The organism is Pseudoalteromonas rubra (assembly GCF_005887115.1).
GTDB classification, from domain to species: domain Bacteria; phylum Pseudomonadota; class Gammaproteobacteria; order Enterobacterales; family Alteromonadaceae; genus Pseudoalteromonas; species Pseudoalteromonas rubra_F.
Genome location: NZ_PNCJ01000153.1, coordinates 1 through 557 on the forward strand (window position 1 = coordinate 1; position 557 = coordinate 557).

Consider the following 557-nt stretch of genomic DNA (forward strand, 5'->3'; position numbering starts at 1 on the left):
TTCTTCGATGGCGAAAAATGGTGGGATTTTAGCTGCATTCGCACTTATTACTACAGGTGCTGTGACCTTAGTGCAGCAATACACCGCGCCCAAAATTGCGATCCAAGAGAAAAAACAATTGCAAGGCTTGTTACAACAAGTGTTGCCGGCATCGCAATATGACAACGACCTTTATTTAGACTGCACCACCGTCAATACCCCGCAGTTAGGCCCGCGTGAGAGCTACACAGTGTATCGTGCTCGCAGACAAGGCAAGGTCATCGCCTTAGTGCTACAAAGTACCGCCGCAAATGGCTACAGTGGCAATATAGATATGATCAGTGCTGTTTATCCTGACGGCACCGTCAGTGGAGTGCGAGTTACCAAACACAACGAAACCCCAGGGCTTGGCGATAAAGTAGAAACTAAACGCAGTGATTGGATTTACTCTTTTGCCAATAAGCAAGTGCAAGGCACAGACGATGAGCGTTGGGCAGTGAAAAAAGATGGCGGCATGTTTGATCAGTTCACCGGCGCAACCATTACTCCTCGCGCAGTGGTGACAACAGTGAAAAGCA

General features: G+C 48.3%; 1 protein-coding gene. It reads left to right on the forward strand.

The window, feature by feature from the left end; genetic code table 11:
- On the forward strand, positions 1–557 hold a 557-nt coding region (gene rsxG, locus CWB98_RS23550; RefSeq protein ID WP_138546981.1), incomplete at both ends, for an electron transport complex subunit RsxG.